The sequence below is a fragment of the Corynebacterium gerontici genome, assembly GCF_003813985.1.
Classification (GTDB): Bacteria; Actinomycetota; Actinomycetes; order Mycobacteriales; family Mycobacteriaceae; genus Corynebacterium; species Corynebacterium gerontici.
In genome coordinates this window covers 1,104,655-1,126,342 of the sequence record NZ_CP033897.1, presented here as the reverse complement: position 1 = coordinate 1,126,342, position 21,688 = coordinate 1,104,655, and the positions used below count along the sequence as shown (strand labels likewise).

Below are 21,688 nucleotides of genomic sequence, written 5' to 3'. Positions count from 1 at the left end.
TTGCTCGGTTACTTCTCGCTTACTTCCCAGTTGTAGGTGCGCTCAACAGCACGATTCCACTCGCGGTAGAGCTCGTCTACCTTCTCGGATTCCATCTCCGGCTCCCACACCTTTGCCGCCGTAGTTTGCTGCTGGAGTGCCTGAAGGTTCTCCCAGAAGCCAACGGAAAGGCCCGCGGCATATGCGGCACCGGTGGCGGTGGTTTCAATGTTCTTGGGGCGCTGCACATTCGTGCCCAAAACATCAGCCTGGAACTGCATGAGCAGCTCATTCATGGTCATGCCGCCATCAACGCGCAGGTCAGTTAGCTCAACGCCGGAGTCGGCCACCATGGCGTCGACAAGCTCCCTAGTCTGGTAGGCAGTTGCCTCCAAAACCGCGCGGGCAATGTGCTTGCGGTTGACGAAGCGGGTCAGGCCAACGATGACACCGCGTGCATCCGGGCGCCAGCGGGGAGCGAACAGTCCGGAGAAAGCCGGGACGATGTACACGCCGCCGTTATCTTGCACTTCGCGTGCCAAGTTTTCGATGCTGGGCGCATTGGGGATGAGCTGTAGGTTGTCGCGTAGCCACTGCACCAACGCTCCACCCATAGCCACAGAGCCTTCGAGGGCGTACACGGGCTTTTCGTTTTCCAACTGATAGCACACGGTGGTGATCAAGCCATGATCGGACCACTTGGGCTTGTTGCCGGTATTCAACAGGAGGAACAGGCCCGTGCCGTAGGTGTTCTTCGCGTCGCCAGCCCTGAAGCAGCCTTGGCCGAACATGGCGGCCTGCTGGTCACCCAAAATAGCGCGGATGGGAACGCCCGCAAGAGAGCCGCGCTCACGCACCTGGCGGAAATCACCCACGGAGGGCTTGATTTCCGGAAGCATGGACATCGGGATTCCCATCGCTTCGCAGAGATCCTCGTCCCACTGGAGAGTCTCTAAATCCATTAGCAAAGTACGGGAGGCATTCGTGACGTCGGTGGCGTGCACTGCTGGTTCGCCCTCATCACCTTCAGCACCGCCAGTAAGGTTCCACAGCAGCCAGGTGTCGATGGTGCCGAATAGTAGATCGCCGGCTTCTGCACGTTCACGGGCGCCCTCGACGTTATCGAGTATCCACTTTACCTTCGGGCCGGCAGGATAGGAGTTGATGCGCATGCCGGTCTTCTTACGCCAGCGATCCGGGCCCTCATCGCCCGCGAGTTCTTCGCAGATCTCGCTGGTACGGGTGTCCTGCCACACGATGGCGTTGTAGACGGGCTCGCCGGTGTTCTTGTCCCACACCACGGTGGTTTCACGCTGGTTGGTGATACCGACAGCGAGGATGTCCTCGCGGGCGACATCGCTTTCAGCCAATGCGCGGCCTACAGCGCGACGGGTGTTGTCCCAGATCTCCATCGGATCATGCTCCACCCAACCCTTTTGTGGATAGTGCTGCTCGTGCTCGTACTGGCCTACAGCCACTTGGTTTGCATCGTGGTCAAAGATGATGCAACGGGTGGAGGTGGTGCCTTGGTCGATGGCCGCCACGTACTTGGTGTTGCCCATGAGGTGAGCTCCTTTCTAGGAAGCGAATATTTGGGTTGTCTTAGACCAGAACGTTTGCAAGAACGCCGGTGAATACTGCTGCAAGCATCGGTGCCACGATCGGTACCCACGCATAGCCCCAGTTTGCGCTGCCCTTGTCCTTAATAGGCAGGACGAAGGCATAAGCCAAGCGAGGACCGAGGTCACGAGCTGGGTTGATGGCATAGCCCGTAGGCGATCCCAGCGACATACCAACTGCCACCACAACGAACGCTACGGCAAAGTACTTCAGATTGCTGATTTCGCCACCGGTGGGCGCAAAGGCAATCCAAGCCAGGAGCACGAAGGTTCCGATGAATTCTGTCACCGCATTCCAGCCATTTTTCGGGTGTGCTGGGCCGGTGAAGAAGATACCGCCGGTGGATTGGTTCGCGTGGGTGACGTTGCCGTCTTCGTCGTAGTTGTTGGCGTCGAAAAGCTGCTTGAATGCAGCCCAGCACAGCACGGCGCCGAAGAAGGCACCTACGATTTGGCCCGCCATGTACCAGGGCACGAGCGACCATTGCAGACCGCCGCGAACGGCAACCATCAGAGTTACCGCAGGGTTGAGGTGACCGCCGGAAATGTCGGCGACGGAAGCGCCAACAAAGACGGCCATGCCCCAGCCGAAGGCGATGAGGAGCCATCCGGTATTACGACCACCGGAGGTGCGCAGGGCATTGAGCGCGCAAACGCCATTGCCCAGCAACAGCAGGAGCATCGTGCCGAGGAACTCCCAGCCAAATGCCTGTGCAGCAGTAATGTCCATTAGAGATCGATTCCCTTCTCAATGTTGGAGCGGGTGTCGCCTACTGCGACCATCAATTCGTTAGCAGCGTCGTCAGTGAGTTCACGCTCGGCGGCGAGTTCCGCTTCAACGCGCTTCTCAAAGGTGCTGAGTTCTTCTTCGCGAGTTGCGTCGTCCCAACCCAACAGGGGGGCAATGAACTCCGCGACGGCCGGGGCTGCTTTGACTCCGCGGTCGTCATATTCCATGGCGACGCGCAGGCGGCGGTTCAGCACGTCCTCTAGGTGCAATGCACCCTCGTGGGTGACTGCGTAGCGAACTTCAGCCCAGATGTAGCCCTCGGCGCCGTCGATCGGATTGAGCAAGGATGCGTCTTCCTTGGCGGGGGCCAGCACCTCCGAATAGAGGGAGCCATAGCGGCCAAGGAGGTGCTCAATGGTGGTAGCTGGCAAATCGTTGCGGCGAGCGATAGCCGAGATCTGGTTGGCCAGTGCGTGGTAGCCATCTGCGCCCAAGATCGGTGTCTGATCAGTGATGGACTCCGGAACCTGCTTCGGCACATCCTTGATGGCGAGATCCACTGCGTCCTTACCGATGACACGGTAGGTGGTGTATTTGCCGCCAGCGACGGACACGAGGCCGGGGCAAACGTGTGCCACAGCGTGGTTGCGGGAGAGGTTCGAGGTGGAATCGGAGCTGCCTTCCAACAGCGGACGAAGACCGGAGTACACACCAACGATGTCCTGATGCGTGATCTGGTGCTTCACGCGGCGGTTGAGCTGATCCAGGATGTAGTCGATGTCTGCGCGCGTTGGGGCTGGGTCCGGGCGCCCGAGCTTGTAGTCGGTGTCAGTGGTGCCAACGATCCAGTACTCGCCCCAGGGAATCACGAAGAGCACCGACTTTTCGGTGACGAAGCACAGCGCAGCGTCGCATTCCAGGCGATCCTTCGGGATGACGATGTGAACGCCCTTGGAAGCATGGACGGAGAACTTGCCTTTGGCGCCAGCGAGCTTCTCAATTTCGTTGTTCCACACACCAGTGGCGTTGATGAAGACGGAGCCGCGGACCTTGGTTTCCTCACCAGTCTCAGTATCGCGAACCGTGGCGGCCACTACCCTATTGCCGTCCTTTTCAAAACCGACGACTTGAGTGGAGGTGCGAATGTCAGCGCCGTATTCCGCTGCTGTGCGCAGCACGGTCATGGTGTGACGAGCATCGTCAACGAGGGTGTCGTAGTAGCGCACACCGCCTACGACGGCGTCATCGTTGAGGCCCGGTGCCATCTTGAGAACGCCCTTACGGGTGTAGTGCTTCTGCATGGGTACGCTCTTGGCACCACCCATGAGGTCGTACAAGGTGAACCCGCCGAACATCATGACACGCTCCCACATCCGGTGGGTGAGCGGGAAGATGAACTTCAGCGGCTTGACCAAGTGCGGCGCGAGCGTTGACATGTTGAGTTCACGTTCGCGGAGGGATTCTGCGACGAGGCGGAAGTCCAGCATTGCGAGGTAGCGGAGCCCACCGTGGAACATCTTCGACGAGCGCGAGGAGGTGCCTGCTGCAAAGTCGCGAGTTTCAATAACAGCGACGCTCAGACCACGGGTAGCGGCGTCGAGCGCGGCACCGGCGCCGACGGAACCGCCACCGATTACCACCACGTCATAATGCTTGTGAGCGAAGCCTTCCCACACCTTGGAGAAGTATTCGGGATTGAGTGGATGTTTGGTTGTGGAAGCCATGATATGACCCTTTCCCCGGCCAACCACGGGTTTTTGTGGCTTTTCGACGCCCTCCGCGGCCTTCCGGATCCTGTTTTCCTAGTGCATCCTGGCAAGACACCCTAGAGTTCGGTGCACACAGCGCAATTTCTTACGCCATGCGTAATGACGAGTTCGATGCTACTCAACCTTTACAGATTTTTCCTTGGTGTCATGCTGTCGGTGCCAGTGACAGGCACAAAGTGAGGCGAAAAGTCCTGCACAGCCGGTTAGCTGAGCAATAGACAGCCTTACAATGTGACTGCTTTCACTTTACATGTCAGAGGTCAGATGGCAAAAATACCCCCACTTTTACCCCCAAATAAAACAACCCCCACATCGCCATTGGCGAATGTGAGGGAATTGTATGGCATCACGCCTTAAGAAGAGCGACGCATCCTGCGCGCGGCGAGCTCGTCCACGCCGATCACGTTGTCGGGCTCAGCATCTTGATCGATGCGCTCGGAGGGGAATGAATCGATAGTCCCGGTGAGCTCCTTCATAATGCCCGGGAGTGCGATACCGAACACGCCCTGTCCGCCACCAAGGAGGTCGATCACTTCCTCATTCGATCGGCATTCATACACGGTCACGCCATCGGAGACCAGGGTGATTTTCGCAAGATCATCGACGCCATGATCGCGGAGCTTTTCCACGGCCAGGCGGATGTTTTGCAATGAAATGCCCGTATCGAGTAGGCGCTTCACAATCTTGAGCACGAGAATATCGCGGAAGGAGTACAGTCGCTGCGAGCCGGATCCATGAGCATTGCGAATGCTGGGCTGAACCAAGTCGGTGCGCGCCCAGTAGTCCAGCTGACGGTACGTGATGCCTGCGACCTGGCAAGCAATTGGCACACGGTAGCCCACTTCTTGATCCGGCCCCATATCAAATAGTGCGCCTTGCACAGCCTTGGTGTGATCGTCGCTCACGGTTACTCCCTTTGAATTCACAAGCGCCTTACAGCGATGTAACGATTTTCTCTTAACAAACCCTAGGGCACAAGAGAAGCGCCACATGCGCGACACGCCGTAACTTAAACCTCAACTTGAAGCTTAGACTTACAACTACACCATTGTCATCTTAATTCACAGGAATAAACTTCAGTCACATGAGTTTTAGTTAGCACCGATAAAACGCTAGTCATCCTCACCGTCTTGGAAAAGATCAGACTCCTTCATACCCATCTGCTCCATAAACGCCGCAAAGTCAGCGTCAGCTGCCTCGTCTCCAGACGCGGACTCGCGTTGCAGATCCCCTTCGAGATCCAAATGTTCCGGCGTCTCAATACCGAAGTACTCAAGAAACTCTTGAGGAGCTACCTTGACTGAGGCATCCGCAAGCACCTGTTCGTGCACTTCGATGCCGACACCCGAACTTTGAGCTAGGGGCAGCAACTGCGACGGTTTACAGTCCACCTGCCCAAGAGCCCGAAGCTGCAGCGAGCAGTGATAAACCCCCTGATAAACACTATCAATCCTTAGCGCTTCAATCTCGGCGCCAGTTGTTTCGATAATGCCCTGCAGCACATCTGTGTCGCTGGGGCGACGGGCCATGCGCCCTTCCTCGATCGCTTCGAGAGCCTCGACACCGGGCTCCGGAAGCCATATCGGGAGGACGCGTTGATGAGCTGCGTCGAAAAGCAAAGTGCACGGCACCATCTCCGGGGAGATTACTGCCACGCCGATGTACGTGACCTCACGGTAGCTCATCAAAAATCCTTGATTGGAGTTGTTTAGGAAAGTTCTTCTCGCAGTAACGCCTTCAGCAGACTGGCGTGCATGGACACTACCAATGCGCTCATCTCTTGGGAGAGTTCCTCCGCACGTTCACGAGTCTGCCCACCCTGCGCCTTCGCCATCGGAGCCGTTGCGCGTGCGATGAGATCAGCCTGTCGTGCGGCGGCGTTGCGGAGCGACTTCAAGTGACGCTCGTCTACGCCAAATTGCATCAGGGAGGCCGCAAACGCGGCGATTTGCACGTCGTCGGCAGTGAAGTAGCCTGAGTGATCGCTGTGCAACACACCAGCTTTGACGAACTCCAGAACCTGCTCAACGTCAACGCCCGCGCGCTCGGCAACGTCTGCGTCGGTTAAACGCGTTAGCGTTGGAGCGCGGAATTTCTCCGCAGCAATGAGCGGTTCGCTCGTTCCAGAACGTGTGATTGGCGTGACCGCACCGGAATCCATGGCATCGAGTTGCTCACGAATCACCTTTAGCGGCAGATAGTGATCACGCTGCGTGGTCAGGATATAGCGGAGACGGTCAACGTCCGCCTCTTTGAAGCGACGGTAACCCGAGGGCGTGCGTTCTGGGCTGATGAGCCCTTCAGATTCCAAGAAACGAATCTTGGACAACGTTACGTCTGGGAACTCCGTTTTCAGCGTCTCAAGCACTACACCGATCGACATGTTTTTCTTCGGCTTCGCAGTGACTTGCGTCTGGGCAGCGGAGGTGCTGCGTTGTTCAACGGCGCTCATGCGGATAAACGTACTTCCTCTTGCTCTCGGCCACCGCTCAGGGGGGCTGGAATGTTGGTGAGACTGTCCACCCCTTCACGGGGTGTGGGTTGTGAAGTTACTTCGACCCCTCGATGAAAACCAAGCGGAACTTGCCAATCTGCACTTCGTCGCCGCTGGACAAAGTTTCGGAGTTCTTGGGCTCACGATTGACGTAGGTGCCGTTCAGGCTTCCCACGTCGACAACCTCGAAGTCACCATCTTTCATGCGAAACTCAGCATGGCGACGCGATACCGTGACGTCATCGAGGAAAATATCGCTTTCGGGATGGCGACCAGCCGTGGTGGTTTCGCGGTCTAGAAGGAAACGAGCGCCCGCGTTCGGTCCACGCTTGACCACCAACATGCCTGCCCCTGCAGGAGGGGTGATATCCGCGCCAGCCTTGGACGTGGCATTAGCCCCGGACTCCATCTCCTTCAGCAGGTCGGCCCTGAAAACCGATGTGGTCTCGGCCTGCCCCTCGGGAGTACCAGTGTGCTCGCTCATTCCTTTTCAACCTCCGAGTTCGCGCTTGAACAAACCCGCAGGCGCAATCAGCGCCCGCAGGACTATGAATGCTTTCATCATAGCGGCAAGTTACGTTCCGTGAACCCATAGACCGTAAAGCACATCAGGATCAGCAGGCCACGGCACGAAAATTGCCCATTCCGCCGGAGCGCGCTCAAAGCGCAGAAGTAAGGCGCTTCTGGAGGATGCCCTATCGGAAAATCGCACCGATGCCTTGGATAACGCTGTTGCCACTCCCACTCAAGGGATTATCGCTAACCATGTATGTCCAGGTAGCACTAGGCCTTGGCAACCCTGAAGCTTCCAAGCGTGCACCTTGGGCATCAATCACGACAGTGTCGAAAGCCGCCATGGCGTCGCTCATCGCGTTGTTTGCAAGCTCCTTGAACTCACGCACCGCAATTCGGTGAAATTCATCGATCGGCGTTTCTCGAGCAATCGCTCGCAAATGGATCGACTCACGGACGTCATCCATGAGTGCAAGATGCTCGCTCCAGCCTTGATCCAAAAAGTAGAGAACGATCTCGCGGCAAGCTTGAAGCACATGAGCTTCGCCGTACTCCTCCACGAGCGCCCGAGCCTTCTCAGGATTATGATCCCGGCACATCCCTAATGCCGCATCGCTATCGAGCAGTTTCGCTCGACGTTCGTCGATGATAACGCGCTGATCAGCCAGCAGTTTGTTGTACTTCCAGGTTTGCGAGTGGATTTCCAGCAACTGCCCTTCGGTGACGCGCTGGCAGTGCTCGATGAAGTCTCGTACGCGTTTGTCCTCGATGCGCCCGTCCGCCTGAGGATTCGCTGTGACAGACTCACCTGCGCCCCCAACTGTCACCACGTCATCTTCAAGGCTGACAAAGAATACAGAGCTTCCAGGGTCACCTTGCCGGCCAGCACGTCCGCGTAATTGCTGATCCAGGCGTTTGCTGCGATGCAAACTTGTGCCGATGACGGCGAGGCCACCCAGCGCAAGCACCTGCTCGCGATCGGCCTCCGAGGTGCCACCCAGTTTGATGTCGGTGCCTCGCCCAGCCATTTGGGTGGACACGGTAACTCGACCAACGTCACCAGCTTCGGCAATAATCTTGGCTTCTTCCTCGTCGTTCTTGGCGTTTAACACGCTGACCTGCACGCCGAGTTCTTGCAAACGATTTGCCAGCAGCTCCGACTCCGAAACGTCTTGGGTTCCCACAAGCACGGGGCGGCCTCGCTCGTGCATCAGCGCAATCTCTTCAACTATCGCCTCATACTTGTCGGCTGCAGTCGCGTAAATGCGGTGCGCCTCATCGAAACGTTGGTTTTCCTGATTGCGGGGAATCACTGAAACTCTTAAGTTATAAAACTGGCGGAGCTGATCGGTCGCTTCTACAGCGGTGCCGGTCATGCCACAAACCTGCGGATACCTGCCCATCAGTGCCTGCAGCGTGATGGTGTCCAAAATTCGGCCACCCTCAGTAACGGCGAGTCCTTCCTTGGCTTCTACGGCTGCTTGCACGCCATCGGGCCAGCGCTGCAGTTCAGCCACACGGCCCTTGGCGGTGTCGATGAGCGCCACCTTGCCGTCGCGGACGATGTAGTGAACGTCGCGTGTCAGCATTGCTCGAGCATGTAGCGCCAGGTTTACCTGCACGAGGGTCGTTCCCACATGCGGTTCGGCGTAGAGCGAATCGATGCCAAGCATCTGCTCCACTTTTCGCGCACCTTGGTCAGTGAGGAACGCGTTTCGTTGATCGCTGTCAATGGCGAAGTGCGTGTCTTCTTTCAGTTTGCTCACCACGTCGGTGATTCGGCCCGATGGCGCGGCACCGGGCTCATTACCGGCGAGCACCAGAGGCACCAGGGCTTCGTCGACAAGTACGGAGTCGGCTTCGTCGACAAGCGCAATATCCGCTCCTTGCTGCACCGCCTGATCCCTGGAAGTGATGAGTTGGTCACGCAGTACATCGAAACCAATTTCACTCACCGGCGCATAGACGACATCGCAGCCATAAGCTTTTCGACGCTCCCCCGCAGTCATCGATTCCTCAATGTGTGCGACACTCAAACCGAAGAACTCAACCAGGGGCGACATCCATGCAGCATCTCGACGCGCCAAGTATTCATTGACCGTGACGCAATGAACTGATTTCCCCATCAGCCCAAAACCGGTGGCAGCCATTGCACCGACGAGGGTTTTACCTTCACCAGTGTCCATCTGGATCACGTCGCCTTCGAGCAAACGAAGCACGGCTTGAGTTTGAACCTCGAAGGGAGAAAGTCCAAGGGCGCGACGCGACGCCTCGGCGAGCACCGCAAGGAAACGTGCAGGATCGTTCATATGGCCTTGTGCAACAGCGCGCGTAGCATGATCGCGCAACTCGGCATCACTCAGCGCTGCAACTTCACTGTGGAGTGCCGACGATTGAGCAACCACCTGCTTGCTTCGCTTTTGATTACGCCCGGATTTTCCACCCATTGCGTCCCAAAACCAGCCGAAACCTGCCACTACCAATCCTCTTTCCTGGATGCACGAAAACGATGCCGCGCCGCCACCGGGGTGAGCTACGTTGCATACTCGCTCCAGCTTAACCAACGCGACATGAATGCAGTGTTACTCCCGGGGTAGTTCTCACTTAAGCTGGGGTGCGTTTATTGCAATCTCATTTTCGAACTGCACCATCAAGGAGCGTTGCGCTTTCATGCATTCACAGAGCGTAAAGGTGCCCTCTTCCAAGGGCTATCAACTTGCCGCCACCATCGACTTCCCCGATTCCAAGCCGCAGGCTTTCGCCATCTTCGCGCACTGCTTCACCGGCTCACGCTTCACGCCGGCCGCGTCCAGAGTGAGCAAAACGCTGGCCGATTTGGGTATCGCGTGCTTGCGCTTTGATTTCCCTGGCCTGGGCCAATCGGAGGGCAATTTCCACGAGACGAGTTTCAGCGAGAATGTCGAAGACATCAAGGCAGTCAATGATTGGCTCACCGAACACTATGAGGCTCCCCAACTGCTCATCGGCCACTCCCTGGGCGGTGCGGCTTCGCTGAAGGCTGCGACCCAATTGAAGAATCTCAGGGGCGTCGCCACCATCGGTGCACCTTTCGATCCAGCTCACGCGGTGTTGCACTTTGCCGATCGCATTGGAGAAGTCGACGAAAATGGGGCGGTGACGCTGACCCTTGGCGGGCGAGAAATCACCATTTCCCGCGAGTTCCTTGAGGATTTAGCGGAGACCAATCCCGAGACATACCTGCCCAAGCTGCGCAAGCCGCTGCTGATCCTGCATTCACCCATCGACACCACGGTAGGTGTTGAAAATGCGCAGTTGATCTTCCAGCTCACCCGCTATCCCAAATCGTTGGTCACACTGCACAAGGCGGATCACCTTGTTACTCGTCAAGGCGCTGCCCAAACCGCCGCGCGCCAGATCCGCACATGGTTCGAGCAGTACATCGTTGCAGCTTCCGATGGCGATCAAGTAGATACGATTCCCGAAGGCGTAGCGATTGCTCATTCCATCAAGGCTGGCAAGTACGCGGATTTGGTGCGCACCGGCACCCACACCTTCACTACTGACCGGGAGAAAGCCAATGGTGGCAAGAATCTTGGCTACTCCCCCACGCAGATGATTATCTCTGCGATTGCTTCAGCGACTTCACAGGCAGTGCGCATCGCGGCCAAGGAATCGCGGATCGCGCTCGACGATGTTGAGGTGACTGTCACCCGCGCGCTGGCCTCGGACGACGAGCTCCACCTGCGCCGTACTATCGCAATCGAAGGCGAGTTGAGCCACGAGGAGCGCGAGGAACTCAAAGCTGCGGTGGCCCAAAGTGGCATTGATCATCTCTTCGGCCCGAACGTTCACATCGAGGACGAGTAATGGGCACGCCATGCCCCTGCGGAACCGGCATCTCCTACGAAACCTGCTGCGGCAAGTTCCACCGGGGTGAGGCCGACGCGGCCACCGCCGAGCAGCTCATGCGATCGCGCTTTAGCGCCTTTGCGGTGGGCGACGCACAGTATTTGCTCCGCACCTGGGATCCGAGCACCGCGCCCACCAAGCTAGCGTTCGATCCCGGTGTTCAATACCGCAGCCTGCAAGTTCTAGGCACCAAGCGTGGCGGCCCCTTTGACCAGTTCGGGGAAGTAGAGTTCCTAGCCACATTGCTTTTCGACGGCCACGTGTCCCAACAGCGTGAGCGCAGCTTCTTCAAACGCGTTGACCGCAAGTGGGTCTACAGCACCGGAATTGTGGACTAAAACCCTTGCTGAACTGGCGATTGGTGTGAGGAACGTACGTCGTTGTAACCTATAGCAGTTGCCGAGAGCAACGGCGGACTGTGGCGCAGCTTGGTAGCGCACTTGACTGGGGGTCAAGGGGTCGCAGGTTCAAATCCTGTCAGTCCGACCAATAACCAGGAGCCAGAAGGCGTTTCGCCTTCTGGCTCCTGGCGTTTTCGGATCTCCGCTGCTGAGGTCGATGGGACCCCATGGTAGTTGGGAAGGCGCGGCGTGTGAGCAACGTGGGCGTCGAAAAGCTATGCCTTACTCGCCCACCATGTTTTCATGACGTTTGAGGCATCCTCGACCTTCATTTGTGGCAGGTAGCACTGGGTGACGGCAAGGCCGATGGATGGCAAAGCAAGTTCATCGTTATAACAGAGATACCAACCTTGGTGCTCTGGGTGGAACTTGTTTTTGGAAAACGCCAGCGAGCGGAATCCGTAGAGCGGCTCAATCATCTCACCGACAAGGTTGAGCAACTGCCCAAGCGCGTCGGTTGAATCCCCAGCTTGTTTCGAGGGGGCCAAGGGCGCGCCGGAAAGCGAAATCCAGGAGCAGCCAGCCTCCTTTGCGCGCACGGTTGCTTCGGCCAGCAGGAATTCGATCACGGGGCGGAAGCCTCGGGCGTTTCTACGCATGAAATCAAGAGTGAAACCCACCAGGTGCCCCTGCTCATATACCGGCAACCAACTCGTCACTCCGTGCAGCGTGCCTTCGTCATCTACGGCGAGCAGGAGCATCGTACCTTCAACACGGAGTTCTTCTAAGGTTCCCAGCGTAAAACCCATTTCGGGGAGCGCCTTTTCGGCCACCCAAGCCTCCGAAAGCTCCTCCACTTTGCGCTGAAGCTCGGGGCCGATTTCCTCCCATGATCCCCACACCGTGCTCACACCTTCTTTCCCTGCACGATTGCGGGCGGTGCGGATGTTTTGGAACTTTTTGCCCTTAAACTCAGTGTTTTCACAATTCATGATGGATTCCTCCGCAACATGCAGACGTTTGAATCCATCGGCGTCGAGTTCCAGCGCAAATTCTTCGCGAACCGAATACCAGGCCACTTGCCAGCCCTGCTGATGTGCAAAAAGGGCGAAGGCCCGTGCAAGTTGAAGGCGATGTTGCTCAGGCGCTGGTGCTAACTCATGGCCGTGCGCCTCCTCGGATTCCTCCAGCGCTGGCAGCGGTCCACACACCGGCTCCCCCACCGTGACAGCGATACCTTTTCGCACCTGATAAGCCACCGCGCCCGGGACACTGGGATCATCGGAGAACCAGTAGCGGTTGTTTTGCCACAGCGTCATCCATGAAAGATGGTCGCCGCTGCCCTCCTCCAACATTGCAAGCATACGGCGGCGCCCCTGCGCGCTGGCAGCATCCGGGACAGTGCTGATGAGCTGCCATGTGGCAATCGCCAGCCCGAACCAGAACAAGTTGGCAGCCCACAGCGAAATGACGGTGGCGCGGTGTCCCATAACCCGAGTCGGCGAATCCCCCATCCACCCAGAGCTCAACGGCACAAAATGCTCCGGAAGCTTTGAAATGGCATGGCCAAAAGCAGTTGAAAACGCGGTATCGGGCGTGGCAACTAGGAATGCCACCACGACAAATGTTGCACTGACCAGGCCTAACGCGGCCACTTTGATCCAAAACGCGCGCCATCCTCGCTTGTCGACGTCCACGAAGAACCATCGGCGGGTAACAAGCAACAAGACAATGCTTGCCAGCCACGGCACGAGCAACCAGAACACGTTGAGGCCAAGCACCGTTGCGTCATCGATGTCCGCTGAGAATGATTCGAGCTGCAGCAGCAAAATTGCGATCGTGCCTATTTGCAATGCCAGCGACATCCACCACGCGACCCTCCGACCCTTCGCAAGACCGAAGGAAAGCACGGCCTGGAGCATCAGAGGCACCAAGGCCGCCACCATGGCCGCTACTGCATTGTCACTGGCGGCTTGGATAGCTTCGTGGCAGGCCTGGATTTCACCGCCTTGCACGCAGGAGCGTTCTAGGTATTGCTGGACGAGCGCCGGAGTCCACATCATCGAAGACACCAAGGTGAGCGGGCTATGCCCATCTGGGCTCATCGCCACAATCGCTGGGCCTAGTGCTACGCCAAACAGCGCAACACCCACGAGTAAGCGGCCCTCACGCAGCGAAGAACGCAATGCTTTCTTGGGCAGCTTCGCATAAGACTGACCACCCAACTGCATCTTGCCAATCAACAGGCCCAGCACCACTGCCGCCAAAGCAACAAAGTCCGTCATCGTGCCGGAGAAGGCAATCAGCGCCACGGTGATGGTTACGAGCGCGACCCGAACTCGCCTGGACCACACCACCCCCATGGAGGCACTGGCCACAGCAGCGGCCCCGAAGATCCATCCGATGGGGGTGAGCACTGCATCGCGGAGCAAATCTGTTCCCCACTGATTCATTCCAATCGCTTCCACGACGTGGGCAGCGAGCATGCCGATGGGCATCGACAGTGCCGACATCACAAAAGCTGCGAGAATGAAGCGCTTCGAACCGAGCTTCACTTCCGCCGCAGTGGCGAACACCAGCGCCGCCAGCGTGGACCACACCATATTGACTAACGTGCCCGCAGTGAGTCCCGCAGTAATCCAATCCGCTGAGGCTATGGCGTCGTCGGGTAGAAAACCGAAAAGAGTTTCGGTGGGATTCTTCTGCGCCGTTTCCATGGCAAACAGCAACCACATCACGGCCACGAGCGTCAGCGTCACCGGCACGGCACGCAAGCCCTGCAACGAGGTGATTCCTAACTTTCTGAACAGCCCCGGATTCATCAGAGCCCCCCTCGCTGTGCGGCCCAGTCGAATGTTTGCTCGAGTGCGTGACGCCAGGTGGAAAAATCATGGCCTCCTGCAACAGTGAAGTATTCAGCGTCCATGCCCGCCTTCAATGCCAACTCATTGAGGTGCGAGAGTGCATGCTGCGAATCCTCATCTTTTTCGCCCGCAACGAACTTGCCAGCGATCGCCCGGTACGTGCCGTCGCCTTGGTGTTTTTGCAGCAGGTCAGCGGGATTATGAGCCTTAAATTGTTCCTCACTGCCATTGAAGAACTTTCGTACCGTTTCATCGTGCTTGCCGGTGGTCGGTTCTTTTTGTCCCGAGAAGTCCAAGAAGCTGCCATAGGCCTCGGGGAAGTTCGTGACAACCTGCAAGCTGCAAGTACCGCCGTAGCTCAAACCACCGATAGTCCAATGTTGAGGATTGTCGTCCACCTTCAGGACTTTCTTCAGTTCCTTCGGCACGTCTTGAGCAATATAGGTGGTGACTTTCTTGTCGCCACTATCGGCACACACGGGATTGGCTGCATAGCTGCCCGTGGCATCAACGCTGACGATGATTGGAGCGACACCGCCGTGCCTCTTTTGGTAGTCGTCTGCGGTGCGATCCGCCAGGGCTGAGTTGAACCAGTCGCTCGGCGAACCTGGATTCCCCGCCATCAACACGATCACCGGCAACTTCTCGCCTTGCCAATACGCTGGCGGCAGGTACACCTGAGCATCGCGCGGTGTGAACTTCGACGATGCGGGCAAAGACAGCGTGAGTTTTACTCCCTTTGTCGTAGGCAAACCCCCATCGTGTTCCGCTTGCTTAAATTCCTCAACGCTCATTGCTTTGGAATATTTATCCTTTTCAAAGGCCGCGAGGTTGGGATACATCTGGTACACCAAATTGGTGGATCCGAGAGCACCGATCAAGCTCATCACCACAAAAAGCACCATCCACGGCGTCCGAGGATGGAGCCACGCAAGGCAAAGCACGATGATCGCCCCACCGAAGCAGGCATAAATCTGCCATGGAATCGCCTCGGGGAACGGCCTCCATACGTGCTCAATGAGATACTTGCTCAACATCACTAGAGCCGCGCTAGTCACCACCACCGTTGCGGTCGCTTTCAAACGCTTATGGCGCAAAGCGTGCAGCAGCGCGAATACACCTGCTGCAATGGCACAGCCATTTACAACCCATTTGGCCTGGGTGCCGATCAGGCTGACGTCTTCGATCCAATGCATAGAAGCAATAGTTAGGCAATGCCTTGCTGAAATCAAACTCAAATAGCCATGCCGGGGAAACTCTCAGATAACTCTCTATCACCTCACATAAAACGCCTCATCACCCCTGCCCAACACTCACTGAAGCCTCAGGTTAGAATGCTTTTTCGTGAGCCAAGCTTATGTCCCGCCCGTTTCCGCGCAGCATGCCCCACGGTTCCGTGATGATGCTCATCGAAGCGCACACGCAAAGGCCTTCGAGGCGGAAGTGAGCACCTATCACTCGGTTCGTCCGGGATATGTGCCAGAGACGGTGACGCTGGTGGAATCTGCTCGCACAATCGCCGACGTGGGGTGCGGAACGGGAAAATTATCGGAACAGCTCCAATCACAGCTTGCGAACGCGCAGATCGTCGGAGTGGATTCCAGTATGGCTATGCTGCGGGAATTCTCGCTGTTGCAAACTCTTCCCGCAATCCGCGGACACGCGGAAGATCTGCCCTTTGCCGACGATCATTTCGATGCGATTACTTGCGCTCAAACATGGCATTGGTTGGATGCTGAAAAGACCAGCGCAGAATTTGCTCGTGTTCTCCGCCCCGGTGGCAAAGTCCTGCTGCTGTGGAACACTCTCGATGTGCAGGTGCCTTGGGTTCACCGTTTGACCAGGATCACTCACGCAGGCGACACCCTGAAAGAGGGTTTTTTCCCCACGGTGCACGCTCCATTGCGCCTGGAGACAGTGCAGCGCGGCCGCTTTGAGCAGCTCTTGGCGGTGAATGACTTACATACCCTGATGCATACGCGCGCTTATTGGTTACGCGCGAACGCCGCCACCCGTGAAAAGATGACGGCGAATTTGGACTGGTATATCGACTACCTGGATCTCGATCGCGGAGGTAAAGTGGCGCTTCCTTATCGCCACGACGCCTTCTGCTATCGCTGCGACTAGCGCTTGCTTCGGCGCTCGCGGACTCGCACCGCGATTTTCACCGGTGAGCCCTCGAAGCCGAACTGTTCGCGGAACTTGCGCTCCAGGTAGCGTCGGTAACCGGCGTCAAGGAAGCCCGTGGTAAACAGTACGATCACGGGTGGCCTGGTGGATGCCTGCGTGGCAAAGAGCACGCGCGGCACACGTCCGCCCTTCATGGGCGGTGGATTTTGTGCGATGGTGGCACGCAACCAGGTGTTGAGCTGGCCGGTGGTCACGCGTTTGTCCCAACTTTCGAGCGCCTCGATCATAAACGGCTCAATCTTTTGCAAGGCACGGCCGGTTTTCGCGGAGATGTTCACACGCTTGACCCAAGGAATGTGCGCCAACTGCAAATCCAGTTCCCGGTCGAGTTCCCATCGGCGATCCTCATCCATGAGATCCCACTTGTTGAACACCAACACCAGGGCCTTGCCTGCCTCTAGGATCATGGCGAGGACGCGTTGATCCTGTTCGGAAACAGGCTCGGAGGAATCGATCATAAAGATGCACACTTCCGCCGATTCAATGGCACCACGGGTACGCAAGGACGCGTAGTACTCGTGACCTTGGGCATTCTTGACCTTCTTGCGTAGCCCCGCAGTATCCACAAAGCGCCACAGCTGCTGATCCAATTGCACCAGGGAATCCACGGGGTCAACCGTGGTGCCGGCGACGTTGTCCACTACAGAGCGATCCTCGCCAGAAATCTTGTTCAGCAGAGACGATTTGCCAACGTTTGGTTTGCCCACCAAGGCAACTCGTCGCGGGCCTTCCACAATTGAGGTACTGCGTGGCTCCTCGGGGAAGGCGGCGAGCACCTCATCCAGCACGTCGGCGCCGCCGCGGCCGTGCTGCGCAGACACGGGCCAGGGATCGCCCAGGCCAAGCCCGTAGAACTCAGCCATGTCTGCGTACTGGCTATCAGAATCGAACTTATTGGCCACCAACAACACGGGCACCGAGGCACGCTGCAACATCTTGGCCATCACTGCATCGGTCTCGGTGATACCAACCTTGGTGTCTACCACCATCACGATGACGTCGGCAGTCTCCATTGCCATTTCAGCTTGACGCGCAATCGCTGCGTGGATTCCTTTTACGTTGGGATCCCAGCCGCCGGTGTCTTGCACCCAAAAGCGCTTCCCGCCCCAGTCGGCGAGGTAAGAAATACGGTCACGCGTCACACCGGGGAAATCCTCCACAACGGCTTCTCGCCGCCCAATGAAACGGTTCACCAAGGTGGATTTGCCCACGTTTGGGCGGCCGACGATCGCTACAGTGCAGAGATGTTCCTCGAGGTGACGATCCTGTTGAATGCCCAGCGCAGCTTCGAGCTCAGCCCAGTCGTCTTCATCGTAATCTTCTCCGAAGTCTGGGTCAGCGAAGTCTTCCTCGTTGATTTCTTGAAAAAATTCAGTTTCAGTCTCGAAGAGTTCACCCTCGGAGGAGTCGTGTTCTAGTTCATCGTGGTGATCACTCATCACTTTGTCCTTCCAGCAGATTCGATGACGAGGTGGGTGACACGTTCGATCACTTGCTCCAGGGTCATCTCGGAGGTGTCTACCTGTATAGCGTCCTCGGCCGCACGAAGCGGCGCGGTGGCGCGGGTGGAGTCGGCGTGGTCACGGCGTAGGACGTCGGCAAGCACGGTCTCGAAATCGCTGTCGCGTCCGGCTGCGAGGTCTTGCTCATAGCGCCGCTGCGCGCGAACCTCGGCGGAGGCGCTGAGGAAAATCTTCAACGGTGCGTCCTTCAGGACGTTCGTTCCGATGTCGCGTCCGTCGAGGATACAGCGCCCGGCCCGGGTCGCGAGCGCACGCTGTACTGCGACAAGGTTGTGACGAACTTCCGGAATCGCTGAAACCGCCGAGACATGTTTTGTCACAGCAGCCCCACGAATTTCCTTGGATACATCTTCACCGTTGAGCACTACGCTTTTCGACGTCGGATCGTCGTTCATCTCTAACGGCAACGTGGAAGTAGCCCGGATGACCGCGTCCGTATCCGAAGGGTCAATGCCCTGATTTAACACGTGCAGTGTGGCGACGCGGTACATTGCACCCGTATCGAGGTACTTGGCACCGAAATCTTCGGCGACAATGCGACACACCGTAGATTTACCTGCGCCTGAGGGGCCGTCGACAGCAACGATGAGCCCTTGAGCACAGTTGTTGATTGAAGTTTTGTCCATTACATCCCCACCGCCTTGTACAGGCTGGTGAGCTCAGCGGAATTTAAGGCTCGCATGTTGCCTGGCTTCATTTCGCCGAGCTGCACTGTGTGAAGTTTGGTGCGTACGAGGCGTTCCACGGGATAGCCTGCTTCCTTGAGCATGCGGCGAACGATGTGTTTGCGCCCCTCGTGCAACTCGACACGCACCAAGGAGCGTCCTTCGTGGACGTCGATGATTTGCACGAAATCTGCTTTCGCGGGACCATCGTCAAGCTCTATGCCCTCACGCAGTGTGGTGATCAACTTGCGATCAGCTTCCCCCAGCACGGTGGCGAGATAAGTCTTGCGTACCTCGTACTTAGGGTGCGTGAGACGATTAGCCAACTCACCATCGTTGGTAAGCAGCAATAACCCCTCGGTGTCGGCGTCGAGGCGCCCGACGTGGAAGAGCCGCTGCCCCGCAGCGATCTTCTCCCCCACGATGTCGCCCACGCAGGAACGCCCCATGTCATCGTTCATCGTGGACTGCATTCCTCGTGGCTTATTCAGCACGAAATACTGCATGTCTTCGTTGACGTTCACCCGTACACCATCAACGCGGATGACGTCGGTGTTCGGGTCGACGCGCACGCCCTGCTTGCGCACGACTCGGCCATTGACCTCTACGCGGCCTGCGTCAATCAGGACCTCAGAATGGCGGCGGGACGCAACGCCTGCTTGTGCGAGCACCTTTTGCAGACGAATAGGCTCCCCGGCCTTCGCTTGATCGAGATCTGGTTCCTTGTGCTGGTGACGAGCGGGCTTAGCGTTGGAGACGATGATCTCAGAAGCGCGCAGTTTCGGCTGTGTACTTGGTTCTTGCTCAGCGGAGGGCTTGCGATTGCCCTTGTCCGGTGTGCCATCTCGGCGAGCGGTTGGTTTCACGAATACATCCTAACGGTGTGAAATGTCGAAGATTTGACTCTAGCTGTCGGAGGCAAAGTTCACAATATTTCCTTAGAACTCTTCCTCGATACTATCCACATCGGGAAGCAGTGGTGCGAGATCCGGCAATGCCTCCAATGAATCAATGCCCATGAGCTCCAAAAATAATTGTGTCGTCACGTATCGGTGTGCCGTACTCCCTGGTTCTGGCTCCACTTCGCTAATCAATCCGCGCAACACCAACGTTCTGACCACACCGTCAACATTCACTCCACGCACGGCAGCAACCTGCGCTCTGGTGGCTGGCTGCCGGTAGGCGATCACCGCAAGGGTCTCCAACGCGGCGCGCGAAAGCTTTGACTGTGCTCCGTCATGAAGGAACTGTTCAACCACTTCCGCATTCTGCTGCGCAGTGTAGAAGCGCCACCCACCGTCGATGTTGCGAAGGCTGATTCCCGAACCACGCTCAATGAACTCGCGCTGCATCGCATCGAGTGTGTCCTGCACTTCAGTTCCTGGTACTTGCAGCACCTTTGCTAGAACTGATTCATCAACCGGCTCATCAGCCACCAACAAGATGGATTCAATCTGGCAGCGTAACTGCGAGACCATCGGGAGAAATTCTTGCATGCGCTCCTACTTCGATAGACGTTTTTCGGTGGCGAGGATCTGACTATCCACGTCGTAGAGAACATCGTCCAAGATGGCCGGATCGACGTCTCGCTCCCGACGGGCACGAAGTAACTCTGCCTGAGACGCATAAAGGGCTTCCAGGCGAATTCGATTCATCCGCGCAGCCTTTTCCGCAAGAATCCTTTGGCGATCAGCAGCGTGGTGATCATCGTCGATGTCAACGTGAATGTCTTCCTCGAAACGCCTCCGCAGTGCTTCGAGCTGATCCGCAGGGATGTCGTGAATGTAGCGCTCGAGCACTTCACCGGCGGCAAATCGTGCACGAGCTTCCAGGCGCGCACGCGCCTGATCACCAAAAGCATCAGGCCCGTGCTCGAGGTCAAGCACTCGCATCAACCAAGGCAAGAGCAGACCCGGAATGACCATCGTGACCACCAGAACGACGAGGGCGATGACGGGAAGTTGTGAATAGAGCCCGAATCCGGCAGTTGGCGGAATCGAGAGCACAAGCGCGAGTGTAACGAGCCCGCGCATACCACCCCACGTCAGCAGCAGCACTTCTTGTAATCGAAGCGGCGCACCAATTCTCCTCCCCTTTTTCCGGTTATGGAGATAAATCAAGTAAAGGTAAAAAGCACGCACCGCTACCGCTACCACGGACAGCACCAAGCCGAGCCAGACAGCGTGCCAGAGTTGCGCACCCACTTCTTCGATGGCGGTGCGCACCGACAGTCCGATGAGGCCAAAGGCAACGCCGGTGAAAAGAAGCTCCACGACCTCCCAAAAAGCACTGCCCGAGAGCCTGTCTTCTGCACCAGCGCCATTGCGGGAGTTGAACTCGATAGCCGCTACGACGATCGCAATGACACCGCTGGAGTGAATCTCCTCAGCCACGATGAACGTTGCGAAAGGAATCACCCAAGTAAACGCGTTCCCGGCCACAGCAGACGCTAGGCGGTTGTTGAACCAAGCGGCACCGCGCCCCAGGAGCAAGCCGATCAATACTGCCGAGCCTGCGGCATAAAGGAATGTAGCTATAGCCTCCCACCAAGAGATCTCTTCTCCACGCAGCAGGACGCTCAAGCCAAGATTGAACACCACGATGGATGCAGCGTCATTGAAAAGACCTTCAGTTTGCAGGGTTGCGGTGAGCCTTCGTGGCACACCTGCGGGCTCAGCCACCGCGTCTACCGCTACGGGGTCTGGAGGCGAAATGGCGGCACCGAGCACAACGGCACCTGCCAAGGTGAGAGAAGGAACAAGCAGGTAGGCGCTAAACCCGACGGCGAAAGCCGTAATCACCACCAGAATGACCGAAAGCTGGACAACAACGCGCCAATTCCTTCGGATCGAAGCCCAACTTGTTCTCCGCGCCAAGGCCCAAAGCAATGGCGGGATAAAGATCGGCAGCATGAGTTGCGGAGGCACTTGACTTTCGGGGATGCGGGGAAAAAGCATCGCGACACCGGCCAAGATGGCCATGAGCGGTGGCCACGGCAAACCTGTACGATCCCCGACCGCCACCACAACCACTGTCGCGAACAACAGCGCGACGAGCCCGATCAGCACTTCCATCGAGGCCTGCTTCCCATTCGGCTTCAGCTTTCTCAG

At 57.4% G+C, this 21,688-nt stretch carries 17 protein-coding genes, 1 tRNA gene and 1 pseudogene; 4 read left to right on the top strand and 15 right to left on the bottom strand.

Annotated features, from left to right (window positions below; genetic code table 11):
• Positions 1-8: 8 nt before the first annotated feature.
• The 8 genes from glpK to secA2 form a co-directional block, all read right to left on the bottom strand.
• Entirely contained in the window at positions 9-1,541 is a 1,533-nt protein-coding gene (gene glpK, locus CGERO_RS05315) for a glycerol kinase GlpK (RefSeq protein ID WP_123933943.1), read from the bottom strand.
• Positions 1,542-1,581: 40 nt separating this feature from the next.
• The gene (locus CGERO_RS05310; protein WP_377016363.1) at positions 1,582-2,328 is read right to left on the bottom strand and encodes an MIP/aquaporin family protein; all 747 of its coding nucleotides are present in this window, start codon (positions 2,326-2,328) and stop codon (positions 1,582-1,584) included.
• Positions 2,328-4,052, bottom strand: a complete 1,725-nt coding sequence (locus CGERO_RS05305) for a glycerol-3-phosphate dehydrogenase/oxidase (protein ID WP_123933941.1) — start codon at positions 4,050-4,052, stop codon at positions 2,328-2,330. The genes CGERO_RS05310 and CGERO_RS05305 overlap by 1 nt, the downstream gene beginning before the upstream one ends.
• Positions 4,053-4,450: 398 nt before the next feature.
• Positions 4,451-4,957, bottom strand: coding sequence for a MerR family transcriptional regulator (locus tag CGERO_RS05300; protein ID WP_221337794.1), 507 nt, complete (start codon positions 4,955-4,957; stop codon positions 4,451-4,453).
• A 252-nt stretch (positions 4,958-5,209) separates the two neighbouring features.
• Entirely contained in the window at positions 5,210-5,782 is a 573-nt protein-coding gene (locus CGERO_RS05295; protein WP_123933937.1) for a bifunctional nuclease family protein, read from the bottom strand.
• Between the two features lie 23 nt (positions 5,783-5,805).
• Positions 5,806-6,549, bottom strand: a complete 744-nt coding sequence (gene ftsR, locus CGERO_RS05290) for a transcriptional regulator FtsR (RefSeq protein WP_123933935.1) — start codon at positions 6,547-6,549, stop codon at positions 5,806-5,808.
• Between the two features lie 97 nt (positions 6,550-6,646).
• On the bottom strand, positions 6,647-7,075 hold the full coding sequence (gene odhI, locus CGERO_RS05285; RefSeq protein WP_123933933.1) for an oxoglutarate dehydrogenase inhibitor Odhl: 429 nt from the start codon (positions 7,073-7,075) through the stop codon (positions 6,647-6,649).
• Between the two features lie 211 nt (positions 7,076-7,286).
• Positions 7,287-9,581, bottom strand: a complete 2,295-nt coding sequence (secA2, locus tag CGERO_RS05280; protein ID WP_123933931.1) for an accessory Sec system translocase SecA2 — start codon at positions 9,579-9,581, stop codon at positions 7,287-7,289.
• Between the two features lie 193 nt (positions 9,582-9,774).
• Between secA2 and CGERO_RS05275 the strand changes: the two genes are divergently transcribed.
• The 3 genes from CGERO_RS05275 to CGERO_RS05265 all read left to right on the top strand — a co-directional run bounded on the left by CGERO_RS05275 (position 9,775) and on the right by CGERO_RS05265 (position 11,484).
• Positions 9,775-10,953: a bifunctional alpha/beta hydrolase/OsmC family protein gene (locus CGERO_RS05275; protein ID WP_123933929.1), complete on the top strand. Its 1,179-nt coding sequence runs from the start codon at positions 9,775-9,777 to the stop codon at positions 10,951-10,953.
• Positions 10,953-11,333, top strand: a complete 381-nt coding sequence (locus tag CGERO_RS05270) for a YchJ family protein (RefSeq protein ID WP_123933927.1) — start codon at positions 10,953-10,955, stop codon at positions 11,331-11,333. The genes CGERO_RS05275 and CGERO_RS05270 overlap by 1 nt, the downstream gene beginning before the upstream one ends.
• A 74-nt stretch (positions 11,334-11,407) precedes the next feature.
• A tRNA-Pro gene (locus CGERO_RS05265) sits at positions 11,408-11,484 on the top strand.
• Positions 11,485-11,611: 127 nt separating this feature from the next.
• Here the strand turns inward: CGERO_RS05265 and CGERO_RS05260 are convergent.
• Both CGERO_RS05260 and CGERO_RS05255 read right to left on the bottom strand, forming a co-directional pair.
• Complete coding sequence (locus tag CGERO_RS05260) at positions 11,612-14,158, bottom strand: phosphatidylglycerol lysyltransferase domain-containing protein (protein WP_123933925.1); 2,547 nt, start codon at positions 14,156-14,158, stop codon at positions 11,612-11,614.
• A complete protein-coding gene (locus CGERO_RS05255) occupies positions 14,158-15,396 on the bottom strand; it encodes an alpha/beta hydrolase (protein WP_123933923.1) in 1,239 nt (412 codons plus the stop codon). Before CGERO_RS05255 ends, CGERO_RS05260 begins: the two co-directional genes overlap by 1 nt.
• A gap of 148 nt (positions 15,397-15,544) precedes the next feature.
• Between CGERO_RS05255 and CGERO_RS05250 the strand changes: the two genes are divergently transcribed.
• On the top strand, positions 15,545-16,327 hold the full coding sequence (locus tag CGERO_RS05250; protein WP_123933921.1) for a class I SAM-dependent methyltransferase: 783 nt from the start codon (positions 15,545-15,547) through the stop codon (positions 16,325-16,327).
• Here the strand turns inward: CGERO_RS05250 and der are convergent.
• The 5 genes and pseudogenes from der to CGERO_RS05225 form a co-directional block, all read right to left on the bottom strand.
• A pseudogene (gene der / locus CGERO_RS05245) lies at positions 16,324-17,742 on the bottom strand (ribosome biogenesis GTPase Der); the annotation flags it as partial. The gene CGERO_RS05250 and the pseudogene der overlap by 4 nt on opposite strands.
• 86 nt (positions 17,743-17,828) lie before the next feature.
• Positions 17,829-18,539, bottom strand: a complete 711-nt coding sequence (gene cmk, locus CGERO_RS05240) for a (d)CMP kinase (protein WP_123933917.1) — start codon at positions 18,537-18,539, stop codon at positions 17,829-17,831.
• Positions 18,539-19,444, bottom strand: coding sequence for a pseudouridine synthase (locus tag CGERO_RS05235; RefSeq protein WP_123933915.1), 906 nt, complete (start codon positions 19,442-19,444; stop codon positions 18,539-18,541). The genes cmk and CGERO_RS05235 overlap by 1 nt, the downstream gene beginning before the upstream one ends.
• Before the next feature lie 72 nt (positions 19,445-19,516).
• Positions 19,517-20,074 (bottom strand): SMC-Scp complex subunit ScpB, encoded by a 558-nt coding sequence (scpB, locus tag CGERO_RS05230; protein WP_123933913.1) that lies wholly within the window; start codon positions 20,072-20,074, stop codon positions 19,517-19,519.
• Between the two features lie 6 nt (positions 20,075-20,080).
• Positions 20,081-21,652 (bottom strand): cation:proton antiporter, encoded by a 1,572-nt coding sequence (locus CGERO_RS05225; protein ID WP_123933911.1) that lies wholly within the window; start codon positions 21,650-21,652, stop codon positions 20,081-20,083.
• Between the last annotated feature and the right edge of the window lie 36 nt (positions 21,653-21,688).

Bases quoted from the DNA above. Each gene is read 5' to 3' on its own strand.
- glpK (WP_123933943.1), bottom strand. From the start codon at position 1,541: ATGGGCAACACCAAGTACGTGGCGGCCATCGACCAAGGCACCACCTCC.
- CGERO_RS05310 (WP_377016363.1), bottom strand. From the start codon at position 2,328: ATGGACATTACTGCTGCACAGGCATTTGGCTGGGAGTTCCTCGGCACG.
- CGERO_RS05305 (WP_123933941.1), bottom strand. From the start codon at position 4,052: ATGGCTTCCACAACCAAACATCCACTCAATCCCGAATACTTCTCCAAG.
- CGERO_RS05300 (WP_221337794.1), bottom strand. From the start codon at position 4,957: ATGGGGCCGGATCAAGAAGTGGGCTACCGTGTGCCAATTGCTTGCCAG.
- CGERO_RS05295 (WP_123933937.1), bottom strand. From the start codon at position 5,782: ATGAGCTACCGTGAGGTCACGTACATCGGCGTGGCAGTAATCTCCCCG.
- ftsR (WP_123933935.1), bottom strand. From the start codon at position 6,549: ATGAGCGCCGTTGAACAACGCAGCACCTCCGCTGCCCAGACGCAAGTC.
- odhI (WP_123933933.1), bottom strand. From the start codon at position 7,075: ATGAGCGAGCACACTGGTACTCCCGAGGGGCAGGCCGAGACCACATCG.
- CGERO_RS05275 (WP_123933929.1), top strand. From the start codon at position 9,775: ATGCATTCACAGAGCGTAAAGGTGCCCTCTTCCAAGGGCTATCAACTT.
- CGERO_RS05270 (WP_123933927.1), top strand. From the start codon at position 10,953: ATGGGCACGCCATGCCCCTGCGGAACCGGCATCTCCTACGAAACCTGC.
- CGERO_RS05260 (WP_123933925.1), bottom strand. From the start codon at position 14,158: ATGAATCCGGGGCTGTTCAGAAAGTTAGGAATCACCTCGTTGCAGGGC.
- CGERO_RS05255 (WP_123933923.1), bottom strand. From the start codon at position 15,396: ATGCATTGGATCGAAGACGTCAGCCTGATCGGCACCCAGGCCAAATGG.
- cmk (WP_123933917.1), bottom strand. From the start codon at position 18,539: ATGGACAAAACTTCAATCAACAACTGTGCTCAAGGGCTCATCGTTGCT.
- scpB (WP_123933913.1), bottom strand. From the start codon at position 20,074: ATGCAAGAATTTCTCCCGATGGTCTCGCAGTTACGCTGCCAGATTGAA.
- CGERO_RS05225 (WP_123933911.1), bottom strand. From the start codon at position 21,652: ATGGAAGTGCTGATCGGGCTCGTCGCGCTGTTGTTCGCGACAGTGGTT.